The 12243-nt window shown below is 62.5% G+C and carries 9 protein-coding genes and 1 pseudogene; 4 read left to right on the forward strand and 6 right to left on the reverse strand.

What is annotated here, in order from left to right:
* Positions 1-40 precede the first annotated feature (40 nt).
* From WM40_RS16000 to aceA, 3 genes are all read left to right on the forward strand, one after another.
* On the forward strand, positions 41-337 hold the full coding sequence (locus tag WM40_RS16000; protein WP_024903119.1) for an acyl-CoA-binding protein: 297 nt from the start codon (positions 41-43) through the stop codon (positions 335-337).
* Positions 338-844: 507 nt separating this feature from the next.
* Positions 845-2428, forward strand: coding sequence for a DEAD/DEAH box helicase (locus WM40_RS16005; protein WP_046153390.1), 1584 nt, complete (start codon positions 845-847; stop codon positions 2426-2428).
* Positions 2429-2962: 534 nt separating this feature from the next.
* Entirely contained in the window at positions 2963-4360 is a 1398-nt protein-coding gene (gene aceA / locus WM40_RS16010) for an isocitrate lyase (protein WP_082102846.1), read from the forward strand.
* A gap of 142 nt (positions 4361-4502) precedes the next feature.
* Here aceA and WM40_RS16015 read toward each other — a convergent pair whose 3' ends face one another.
* Positions 4503-4937: a universal stress protein gene (locus WM40_RS16015; protein WP_024901228.1), complete on the reverse strand. Its 435-nt coding sequence runs from the start codon at positions 4935-4937 to the stop codon at positions 4503-4505.
* A 249-nt stretch (positions 4938-5186) separates the two neighbouring features.
* Positions 5187-5828, reverse strand: a complete 642-nt coding sequence (locus tag WM40_RS16020) for a gamma-glutamylcyclotransferase family protein (protein ID WP_052738360.1) — start codon at positions 5826-5828, stop codon at positions 5187-5189.
* A gap of 108 nt (positions 5829-5936) precedes the next feature.
* Here WM40_RS16020 and WM40_RS16025 point away from each other — a divergent pair, with 108 nt between their 5' ends.
* A complete protein-coding gene (locus tag WM40_RS16025; protein WP_046153366.1) occupies positions 5937-7040 on the forward strand; it encodes an aldose epimerase family protein in 1104 nt (367 codons plus the stop codon).
* Positions 7041-7187: 147 nt separating this feature from the next.
* On the opposite strand, the gene clpB is transcribed toward WM40_RS16025, so the two are convergent.
* The 4 genes and pseudogenes from clpB to WM40_RS16045 all read right to left on the reverse strand — a co-directional run bounded on the left by clpB (position 7188) and on the right by WM40_RS16045 (position 12152).
* On the reverse strand, positions 7188-9788 hold the full coding sequence (clpB, locus tag WM40_RS16030; RefSeq protein ID WP_046153367.1) for an ATP-dependent chaperone ClpB: 2601 nt from the start codon (positions 9786-9788) through the stop codon (positions 7188-7190).
* 290 nt (positions 9789-10078) lie between these two features.
* On the reverse strand, positions 10079-10552 hold the full coding sequence (gene moaE / locus WM40_RS16035; RefSeq protein WP_301290898.1) for a molybdopterin synthase catalytic subunit MoaE: 474 nt from the start codon (positions 10550-10552) through the stop codon (positions 10079-10081).
* A gap of 19 nt (positions 10553-10571) precedes the next feature.
* The gene (moaD, locus tag WM40_RS16040; protein ID WP_024901233.1) at positions 10572-10829 is read right to left on the reverse strand and encodes a molybdopterin converting factor subunit 1; all 258 of its coding nucleotides are present in this window, start codon (positions 10827-10829) and stop codon (positions 10572-10574) included.
* A gap of 19 nt (positions 10830-10848) precedes the next feature.
* Positions 10849-12152 (reverse strand): annotated as a pseudogene (locus WM40_RS16045) (molybdopterin molybdotransferase MoeA).
* Between the last annotated feature and the right edge of the window lie 91 nt (positions 12153-12243).

Below are 12243 nucleotides of genomic sequence, written 5' to 3' on the forward strand. Positions count from 1 at the left end.
CGCTCTCTTTCCTCGCAGCCTTCTTCCGGATGCCAAAAAAATGGAACAACCGCCGCCGCCCGCCACGCCCGATGCCGACATCGCAGCCGAGTTCGCCCTTTCGCAGCAACGCGTGCATACGCTGTCGTCGAAGCCAGGGCCGGTGCATCTGCTTCGTCTGTATGCCCTGTACAAGCAGGCGAGCGTCGGTGATGCCCAAGGAGAAAAGCCGGGGATGACCGATTTTGCCGCGCGGGCGAAATTCGACGCCTGGACTGCGCTGCGCGGCACGCCCGCGGCCACCGCGATGCGGGCCTACATCACGCTGGTGGACGAATTACTGGCCGCCGATGCGTGAGGGCGGGCGACGAAGCATCACCGCCAATCCTGTCGAAAATGCTGATGGCACACGCTGCAAAAAACCGTTATACTCCACTATCGCTGGCAGTATTGCTTTCGTGCTTCGTAGTTAACCCGTCGGTTAGCGAGTCGTAAGACCGACCTTTTTCCGGACCGTCACATTGCACGGCACCGGACACGAAGTGAAGCACGCCGCCAGCGGCAAGCGTTTTGCCCCAATCCAGTTTAGAAACTGTCCCCCTGCTCCCTGCCGCCGGCACGCAACGTAAAGCGCGCCGGGACACGGTTCACGATGAAGCAGGCGGCGCACGGCCGAGCCCGAAAGGGTGCGGTGGCTGTGCCAGCCCTGTTTGCTGTCCGATAGGTTCTAACGACGGTGGGCGCTCCCGGTCTCCGGAGGCGTCCCACTGGCCACGTCCCGTTTCTCGTATTGCTTCGTGCATTCGATGACTTGGCGACGCCGATTGGCGCCGACGCCTCATTCACACTCGAGGACTTCGAATACATGACTTTTAGCTCAACGACCCAGAACGGCGACGCATCGATCGCTCCCCAGGCTGCCATGCTGTCGGCGACCGACTTGCCCGAAATGGCGGTCGCACCTGACACCGCGCCGAGCGGCGAAGCGTTTGCCGCGCTCGGTCTCGCACCGGAGATCGTCTCGGCATTGGTAGCGGCCGGCTTCACGAAGCCGACGCCCGTGCAGGAACAAGCGGTTCCCGCTGCCATCTCCGGCCGCGATCTGCTGGTCTCCAGCCCGACCGGCTCGGGCAAGACCGCAGCGTTCATGCTGCCCGCCATTCAACGTTTCTCTGTGGCCCGCGCGGCGCAGGCCGCCGCTGCCCGTCCGGCAGCCGGTACCGCACGTCCGGAAGCGGAGCGTCGTCGCCCGCAATACCAACCGGCACGCCCCGGCCTGCTGGTGCTGACGCCTACCCGGGAACTGGCCATGCAGGTGTCCACGGCCGCCGAGCAATTCGGCAAGGGTCTGCGCAAGCTGCGTTGCGTCAGCGTCCTGGGCGGCGTGCCGTATCGCCAACAGCTCGCGCTGCTGGCCAAGCAACCGGAAATCCTGGTGGCCACGCCGGGCCGTCTGCTCGACCATATCGAACGCGGCCGCATCGACCTGTCGCAATTGCAAATGCTGGTGCTGGACGAAGCGGACCGCATGCTGGACATGGGCTTCATCGACGACATCGAAACCATCGTCGCCGCCACGCCGCCGACGCGTCAAACGCTGCTGTTCTCGGCAACGATCGATGCCAAGATCAGCTCGCTGACCAAGCGTCTGCTGAATGACCCGGTGGCGATCCAGATCGCGCAGGGTGCACAGCAAAAGGCGAACATCGCACAATCGATCCTGTGGGTCGATGACCGTGCGCATAAGGATCGCCTGCTGTCGCATCTGCTGAACGATGAATCGCTCGACCAGGCAATCATCTTCACGGCGACGAAGAGCGATGCGGACATGCTGGCGGGTCGCCTGTCCGACGAGGGTTTCTCGTCGGCGGCATTGCATGGCGACCTGCCGCAAGGCGCGCGTAACCGCACGCTGAACGCCCTGCGCGAGCGGCGCGTGCGCGTGCTGGTAGCCACCGATGTGGCGGCACGCGGTATCGACGTCCCCGGCATCACCCACGTATTCAACTACGACCTGCCGAAGTTCGCGGAAGACTACGTGCACCGTATCGGCCGTACGGGCCGCGCCGGCCGCACCGGCACCGCGATCAGCCTCGCGCATCATGCCGAAGCCCAGGCAGTGAAGCGCATCGAACGCTTCACGCACCAGCCGCTGCCGGTTTCGGTGATCGTCGGCTTTGAGCCGCGCCGTACACCGTCGACATCGGGCGCGCCACGTGGCGGTGCGCGTGGTCGCTCGTTCGGTAGTGGTGGCGGCGCCGGACGTGGTGGCTATGCCGGCAATCGCGGCACGGGCACCGGCGGCGGTGGCGGCTACGCCGGCCGTAGCAGCGGTAATGGCGGCGGCGGTGGCTATGCAGGCCGTAGCAGCAACGGCGGTGGTTACGCAGGCCGCAGCGCGAGTGAGGGCTATGCCCGTCGCCGTGACGGTGGGTCGGACCGCGGTTAATTCCGATCACCCCTCCTATCGGGCGCAGGCCGATTACCAGACGTTTGGCCAACGCGCCTCGATGGGTGAAAAAAAAGCTTCCAGGCTATTATCGCTACAGCGAACATGACGGTCTTCTCTTGATAAGGAGATCGTGCCGTTCCTCGAAACCCCTCGACACGCTCCGTGCATGCCGAGGGGTTTTTGCATTGCCTTGTCGGTACGCGCGGCGTACCGGTAACGCACGCCTTCCATTCCGATTCATCGACCTCCAAAATTCCACAATGTGGAATTCTTGTGCGCTGCATGAAACTGTGTGCCGCAACGCACCATCATGATTTTTCACGATCCGATGCTCATTTCACAATACGATATTTACGTTGCATGTCATTGATTAATAAATATAAAATTTTCATGATTTGATTACTTGAGTATTGCCTCCCGCGCTGTCATCACGCCTAAACTTGTTTCCACGGACGACGCATGACGAGCGTGGCCCGCTCGACACTGCGTCCCAAGCGTTTCCGTTTTATTGACCTTGCCTGGAGAGACAGCATGACCGACAACCATCGCCATCAAGACTCATACGATCAGGAGTCCTCATCGAATAACCGGCACGCCAAGCTGTATGACCGTGATGCATGCGCGGCGCTGCGGCACGATTGGGCGGTATTGCCCCGTTGGGCCGGCATCAAGCGCGGCTACGATGCCGAGGAGGTGATTCGTCTGCGTGGGTCCGTGCAGCCCGAATACACGTTGGCCAAGCGCGGCGCGGGGCGCTTATGGTCGCTGCTGCAGCGCGGGCCATTACCACCAGGTTCGGGCCATCATGGTGTCGACCGGCCGTTCGTGAACGCATTGGGCGCATTGACCGGCAACCAGGCAATGCAGCAGGTCAAAGCCGGACTTCAGGCCATCTATCTTTCGGGCTGGCAGGTTGCCGGCGACGCGAACCAGGCCGGCGCGATGTATCCCGATCAATCCTTGTATCCGGTCAATTCGGTGCCGCAAGTCGTGCGCGCGATCAACAATACCCTCACCCGCGCGGACCAGATCCAGTGGGCGGACGGTACCCGTCCCGGGGACCCCAACTACATCGATTATTTCGCACCAATCATCGCCGACGCTGAAGCGGGCTTCGGAGGCGTCCTGAACGCGTTCGAACTGATGAAGGCCATGATCGAGGCCGGCGCCGCCGCAGTGCATTTCGAGGATCAATTGGCATCGGCCAAAAAATGCGGCCATCTTGGCGGAAAGGTATTGGTACCGACGCGCGAAGCCGTCGGCAAGCTGCTGGCCGCGCGACTGGCAGCCGATGTCAGCGGCGTCCCCACGCTACTGATGGCACGCACAGACGCACAGGCGGCGGACCTGCTGACGTCCGACATCGATCCCGCCGACCACCCGTTCCTGACCGGCAAGCGGACCGTGGAAGGCTTCTATCGCACGCATGCGGGGCTCGAGCAGGCTATTTCGCGCGGCCTTGCCTATGCCCCCTATGCCGACCTGATCTGGTGTGAAACCGGCAAGCCGGATCTCGCCGAGGCGCGCCGGTTCGCCGAAGCGATCCATGCGCAATTTCCCGGCAAGGCATTGGCCTATAACTGTTCGCCATCGTTCAACTGGAAACGCAATCTCGACGACAAAACGATCGATCGTTTCCAGCATGCGCTGGCCGAAATGGGCTATACGTTCCAGTTCATCACGCTGGCTGGCTTCCACAGCCTGAACTACAGCATGTTCGAGCTGGCGCACGGATATGCCCGCGAGCAAATGCGCGCCTTCGTCACATTGCAGGAAAAGGAGTTCGGGGCGGCGGAACGCGGGTTCACCGCGGTCAAGCACCAGCACGAAGTGGGCACCGGCTATTTCGATGCCGTCACGCAGACCATCGAACGCCAGTCGTCTACGACCGCGCTGGCAGGATCGACGGAAGCCGAGCAGTTCAACTAGGCGGCAAGCCTTATCCGGCGCGTTGCGGGCGCTATGGCTGGCGGACGCCTACAGGCACCCGTCGGCCAGCGCGGCGGGTGCCGAAAATGGGATCGAAAAACGGGTTTCGGGCGCAAAGCGATGTCCGGCGCGACGGGATCCCTCACCGGTATATCAAGACGGGAATCCGCGTGTGGGACAGCACACGTTGCGTTTCGCTGCCCACCAGCATGCGCGCCAGGCCATGGCGTCCGTGAGACGCCATCAGGATCACATCGCAACCCTCGCCTTCCGCCGCCTCGATAATGCCGAGATAGGGGGACGCATGCGTGCTTATGCGGGTATTGCACCGCACGCCACGCGAAGCGGCCAGCGACGACACTTTATCCAGATGCCGCCAGGCATCCCGTTCACAGCGCAAATGAAAATCCATTGGCGGCTCGACAATGACCTCGGTGAAAGGGGACACGGGGTATTCCGGCAGACACGCATAGCCGGTCAGCGTACCTCCCGTCGTGGCAGCCAGTTGGACGGCGGCATCCACCGCCTTTTGCGACAGTTCGGAACCGTCGGTGGGTACAAGGATGTGCTTGAACATGGCTGAAGCTCCCGGTCGGAGGAACGCCGTTGATAGTGCGCGATTGCACCATGTGCCAGCGCGGATGGACATGACGCACGGTCAGATGCCGAACCAGGCCGCAGGTCCATTCTAGTACGTCGCGCGCCGCGCCAAAATGCCATGGCAAACGTCGCCGCCTCCTCCGTCGAGCCTCGCCGACAACCTCGCGTCCGGCGCACCGGCATGGCGATTTTTCAGGTCACGTACGCATGCCGGTTCAATATCGCCTCATGCGTTGGCGCCGCCCGAGCGTGCAAGGCGATATGCGATCCAGTCGCCGCCTGGAATGACGGGCAAGCCACGACCGGCCTGAATGTCGACCGGATAGAAGAAGCATCTCAAACAGGCCGCCCCCTCCCGCTTGACCATCACGCCGGTACGTGGCGCGTGCACGCCGCCTGGAAGCACCTGCATGGACCCTGCAAACGCCGTGCTCCGTGTTGCCGTGGCCGGCGTGTCACCCAACCACGCGATATCCGCCACGTCGACCTCATCCCGATAGAACGCTTCGCGACCATCCGGACGAATCCCCTCGATCTCGTCCAGAATGGGAAGCAAGGCGCGATCGATGCGGAAGATATCGCCCACGACCTGTGTCCCGGCTGGTGGCGCGACCCCGGCATACGAAGGGGATGCACCGTCTGGCAAGAGTCCGGGCCAACTGCCAAAGTCGACCAGTTTCCCCTTGACACGTCCTCGTGCGACAAGCACCGGTGCGGGGAGTTCCGGACGACCATGGCGCGCGGCGGCCAATCCGATATCGTTGATCTCGCCATACCGCAACGTGCCATAGACGAATACGTGGCAAGCCGACTGCGCGGCAGCATCTGCATCGGTCGCAGACGAAAGAGATGCGTCGTTACGGTTCACGGTAGAGGCATGGCGGAGCGGACAATGCGCATAGACTAGCAAAATGGTCGCGCGCGTGCTGGCGCGCGTTTGCAACGGACAACACGACTTCAGGAGAACACAACCACCATGACGACTATTGCATGCGAAGCCCGCCCCTGGGGCACGATCAATGGTGGCACGACGGTGCATCAATTCACATTACGTGCCCGAAACGGTGCCCGCGCGGTGGTCAGCAACCTGGGGGCGACGCTATTGCAGTGGTATGCGCCCGATCGCAATGGTGACTTCGACAATATCATCCTGGGCTTCGCCACGCCGCAAGCCTATCTCGACAGCAGCACGCACATGGGCGGCACGATCGGCCGCTACGCCAACCGCATCGCCGATGCGCGTTTCACATTGGACGGCCGGGAATACACGCTGGATACCAATGATGGTGCCAATACGCTGCACGGCGGCTATCACGGCTTCGATCGGATGGTCTGGGAGCATGCGGTCTCCCCGGCAGGCGACGGCGTCACTTTCACGTTGCACTCTCCTGACGGCGACAGTGGCTTTCCGGGAGCGTTGACGCTGACAGTCCGTTATACGTTCGACGGCGCGTCGGTACGCATCGACTACGACGCGCAAACGTCCGCCCCCACGCCGTTCAATGTGACGAATCACAGTTATTTCAATCTCAATACCACCGGCCACCCCGAGGATGCCGGCACGATCCTGGATTACGTCGTGCGCATCGACGCCGACGCGGTCCTGCTACCTGACGTGCACGGTATCCCGCAGCGGCAGGTGCCGGTAGCGGGATCGGTCTTCGATCTGCGCGATGGCGCCGCGGTGGGCGCGCGCCTGGCCACACGCGATCCGGCCCTGGTGGCAATGCACGGATATGATCATTGCTACCTGCTCGCGGCGCCGGACCGGATCGAAACACCGATACGGAACGTTGCAGAAGCCATCGACCCGCACTCCGGACGCCGGCTGCAGGTATCGACGACGGAACGCACGGTGCAGTTCTATACCGCGGCCAACCTCGGTGGCGTCATCGATGGACGCGGCCGCACGCTGCAGCCACATGCCGCCCTGTGTTTCGAGACGCAGGCGCAGGCAAACCAGATCAATACGGGCGATGCGGCTGGCGTGATACTCCGTCCTGGCCACACGTATCGACAAACGACGGTGTACCGCTGCGATGTTGTCACCGCGAATGCCAGGAAAGCGATTCACAACTGACGACGGCCCGCGCTCAGGCATTGTCACTTGATGCGTCACCATTGACGTCGGGCACGAACGGGCCACGCTCAGGCACGACAAAATGCCCCCATGCACGGCACGCTCGTGGCGCATGGGGGCATCGGTACAACGATAAGACGACACGCTTTAGTGGACGATCCGCTCGAAGGAAAACGCCCCTTCATTGAAATCGACCGGGATGACGTCCTTCGCGCCAAACTTGCCGCTCAGGATCAGCTTTGCCACCGGATTCTCGATCTCCTGCTGGATCGCGCGCTTCAACGGCCGCGCGCCGAACAAGGGGTCGTACCCGACCTTCGCGATTTCCGCCAGGGCGGCGTCGCTGACATCCAGTTGCATATCCATCTTTGCCAGGCGCTCGGTGAGCACGCGTAACTGGATCTTCGCGATGGCCTCGATGTTCGAACGATCCAAAGCGTGGAACACGACCACTTCATCTATCCGGTTCAGAAACTCCGGCCGGAAATGCAGTTTCACTTCGTCCCATACCGCCGAGCGAACCTCTTCCTGGGGTGCATCCACCATCGACTGGATCAACTGCGACCCGAGATTCGACGTCATCACGATCACCGTATTCTTGAAGTCCACGGTGCGGCCCTGTCCATCGGTCATCCGGCCATCGTCCAGCACCTGCAGCAGAACGTTGAAGACGTCCGGATGCGCCTTCTCGATTTCGTCGAGCAGGATAACGCTGTACGGCTTGCGTCGTACGGCCTCAGTCAGGTATCCGCCCTCCTCGTAGCCGACATAACCAGGCGGCGCGCCAATCAGCCGGGCCACGCTGTGCTTTTCCATGAACTCGCTCATGTCGATCCGGATCAATTGTTCTTCCGAATCGAACAGGAAGCCCGCCAGGGCCTTGCACAGTTCCGTCTTCCCCACGCCCGTCGGCCCGAGGAACAGGAAGGAACCATATGGCCGATTCGGATCCGATAAGCCGGCGCGCGAACGACGGATCGCGTCCGCCACGGCGGTGATCGCCTCATCCTGGCCAACCACGCGCTCGTGCAGCTTGTCTTCGATATGCAGCAGCTTGTCACGCTCGCCCTGCATCATCCGCGACACCGGAATACCGGTGGACCGCGACACCACTTCGGCGATCTCCTCGGCGCCTACTTGCGTGCGCAACAGGCGCGGACGTGCCGCCTCGCCGGTACCCTGATTCGCTTCGGCCTGCGTCGCGTCCTTCAGCCGCGCTTCCAATTGCGGCAACTTGCCGTATTGCAACTCCGCGACCTTATCCAGGCGGCCTTCCCGCTGCAGCTTGACGATATCGGCACGTACGCGCTCGATTTCTTCCTTCAGTTGCGCGCTACCCAGCACCGCCGCTTTTTCCGCGGTCCAGATCTCTTCGAGATCAGCATACTCCCGCTGCAAACGTTCGATTTCATCCTCGATCAGGCCGAGCCGTTTCTGTGATGCCTCGTCCTTCTCCTTGCGCACTGCTTCACGTTCGATCTTCAACTGGATCAGACGCCGATCGAGCCGATCCATCTCTTCCGGCTTCGAGTCGATTTCCATCTTGATTCGCGATGCCGCCTCGTCAATCAAGTCGATCGCCTTATCCGGCAGGAAGCGATCGGTGATGTAGCGATGACTGAGTTCCGCCGCCGCGACAATCGCCGGATCGGTGATTTCCACGCCATGATGCAGCTCGTACTTCTCCTGCAAACCACGCAGGATCGCGATGGTAGCCTCCACCGAGGGCTCATCCACCTGGACACGTTGGAAACGCCGCTCCAGCGCCGCGTCCTTTTCGATGTACTTCCGATATTCGTCAAGCGTGGTCGCGCCGATGCAATGCAGTTCGCCACGGGCAAGCGCGGGTTTGAGCATATTGCCCGCATCCATCGCGCCCTCGGCCTTGCCGGCGCCCACCATCGTGTGGATTTCGTCGATAAAAACGATTGTCTGGCCCTCGTCCTTGGCCACGTCGCTGAGGACGGCCTTCAGCCGTTCCTCGAACTCGCCGCGATATTTCGCGCCCGCGAGCAATAACGCCATGTCGAGCACCAACACACGCTTGTTCTTCAACGACTCCGGTACTTCCCCATTGACGATCCGTTGCGCCAACCCTTCCACGATCGCGGTCTTACCCACGCCCGGCTCACCGATCAGGACGGGATTGTTCTTGGTCCGGCGTTGCAGGATCTGGATGGCACGACGGATTTCGTCATCGCGCCCGATCACCGGATCGAGCTTGCCCGACCGTGCCCGTTCGGTCAGGTCCAACGTGTATTTTTTCAACGCTTCGCGCTGGCTCTCGGCGTCGGCGCTATTGACCGGTTCACCGCCCCGCACCGCTTGCACGGCGGCATCCAGCGTCTTGCGGCTCAGGCCATGCTCACGCAACAGCCGGCCCGCATCGCTCTTGTCGTCCACCAGCGCAAGCAGAAACATTTCAGTCGAAATGTACGCGTCGCCCTGCTTCTGCGCTTCCCGGTCGGCCTGATTGAACAAGCCGGTCAGTTCGCGGCTCACCTGGACGTTGCCGTCCGTGCCCTGCACCTTCGGCAAGCGATCCATCGCCTGCGTGACAGCCGCTTGCAATGGTTGCAACTGAACGCCGGCACGCGAAAGCAACGACCGCGTCGAACCGTCGGTTTGCGCCAGCAAGGCAGCAAGCAAATGCAGCGGATCGATATATTGATTGTCGCGACCCACCGCGAGACTTTGTGCGTCGGCAACGGCTTCTTGGAACTTGGTTGTCAGCTTGTCGATTCTCACGGAGACCCTCCAGGCATTTCAGCATTCGTCTTGAAATTCATGCTTCCTAGATGCGGCGGCTGGTAATTATTTCAAGAGCGCGCGACGAATTCTTTCGTCGTCGTGGCGCTGATCAAGCCTATCGACCAAATGGACACCTTGCGTCTGGCTCCAAGCGTGCTGGCAGGCTTGCGAAAGGGCTTACAAGAACATCAGGCATCCTCATGAGATTTTTCACATGCCAAGCGTGCCAATATGCACTTCGTGGTGCCCACAAGACGGAAAACACATTGCCGGACGCGCTCATCAGCCTACCCTCCGCCCCCCCACCGACTGCGCGCATGATCATCCGTTTCCCGCGCGTCGACCCACCGCCGCGCCCCGCCTGTCCCCTCCTTCTTCCAGAACGGCGCCTCGGTCTTCAGATAGTCCATGATGAACTCACAGGCCGAGAACGCTTCACCGCGATGCGCGCTGGCGACGGCCACTAGCACAATCTGGTCGGTCGGCCGCAACGGGCCGCCGTAGCGATGGATCACCGTCACCCCCTGAAAAGGCCAACGCCTTGCCGCTTGCGCCACGATGTCCGCCAGTGCCCGTTCCGTCATCCCGGGATAGTGCTCGAGTTCCAGCATGTCGACTGCCGCGCCGCCACTGATGTCGCGGACCGCGCCGACGAAGGCCACCACGGCGCCGGCTCCGGGGTGCGCAACGCGAAGTGCAGTCAATTCCTGTCCCGTGTCGAAATCGGCTTCCTGAACCACGATGCGGATGGCGTCGCTCATCGTTCGTCCTCCCTGACCGTCAGCCGCCCGTGACCGGTGGAAAGAAGGCCACTTCGCATCCGGGCGACAGGCGCGTCCCCGCGCCCGTCATTTCGTGATTGCATGCCATGCGTAACGGCCGTGTCGCCGCGAGCGCATCCGCCCAGACGCCGCCACGCTGGCACAACCACGTGCGCACGTCCCCCACCGTGGTCACGGCATCAGGGACGGCAACCTGCTCTTCGGCGGTGCCGACAGCCTCCCGCAGGCTGGCGAAATAACGTAAGGCGATTTTCATGGCGTGCGTCTCGCAAGCATTAGAACAACAGGTCGGAAAACGGGAGGTAGCGCACCGGATCGCCTGGTGCGATGTCGCGTCCCGGTGGATTGTCCACCAGGCCATCGCCCCAGACCGTCGAGGTCAGGACCGCCGAACTTTGCGTCGGGTACAGGTCCAGGCCACCGCCGGCATTCAGGCGCACGCGCAGGAATTCGTTGCGCCGATCGCCCTTCACGGCGAAGTCCGCACGTGCCTGCAGGGCCTTCGGCGTGACATCCGATACGCCTTGCAAGCGCAGGATGAACGGTCGAACGAAAAGCAGAAAGGTGACAAAGGTCGATACCGGATTGCCTGGCAGTCCGATAAAAACGTGCTGCCGGCGCCGGGTGTCCGCAGACTGCCAAAGGCCAGTGGCTTGCCCGGTTTCATGGCGATCTTCCAGAGCGACAAGGCACCTTCCGCTTCCACCGCCGCCTTGACATGATCTTCTTCCCCCACCGATACCCCGCCACTTGCCAGCACGAGATCGTGCGAGGACGCGGCATCACGCAGCACCGCACGGGTGGCGTCGAGCCGATCCGCGACGATGCCGAAGTCTGTGACGTCGCAGCCGAGCGCCTGCAGCAGGCCCCCCAACGTGTAGCGATTCGAGTTATAGATGGCGCCGGGTTCCAGCGCGTCGCCCGGACGGCGCAATTCATCGCCGGTGAACAGGATGGCCACCTTCAAGCGCGGCACGACCGGCAAGGCTCCCACACCAACCGACGCGGCAAGCCCAAGGGCCTGCGGCGTCAAACGCGTTCCGCGAGGCAGGATGACCGCGCCGGCCCGTATGTCTGCGCCGCGCCGATTGATCCACTGCCCGGCGCGGGGGGGGCCATCCAACACGAAACGAACCCCGTTGACGTCGACCTTCGCCTCTTCCTGGATCACAACGAGATCGGCATGCTCCGGCACCGGCGCGCCGGTGAATATTCGCGCGACCGACGCCGGTGCCAGCGGCCCCGGCGCGGCGCCCGCCGGAATGCGCTGGGACACCGGGAAAGGCTGCCCCAACGGGGTGACATCAGCATGATCACCAGCGGCAGCCCCGATATGCACCGCGAGCTCTGCAAGCCGCACCGCATAGCCGTCCATCGCACTGACGTCCATGGGCGGAACATCGATGGGCGAGATGATATCCGCCGCGAGCACCCGCCCCAGCGCGGCTTCGGTCGACACCGTTTCCGCTTCCGAATACCCGGCGTAAGACGCCTTGCCGTAGGCGCCATTCCCACCATCGCCCGGCGACGTGCCAGCGGCCGCCAGCAAGATCCGCAACGCTTCGGCGGTGGATAGCATCGGTGCGTGGCCGGCAGGCGGTGTTGCCCGCACCGAGCGTGTAGACCCCGACTGCGCACCTGCGGGCGTGCCAATTTCATTCGGGCGAGGC

This window comes from Robbsia andropogonis, from assembly GCF_000970345.1.
GTDB classification, from domain to species: domain Bacteria; phylum Pseudomonadota; class Gammaproteobacteria; order Burkholderiales; family Burkholderiaceae; genus Robbsia; species Robbsia andropogonis.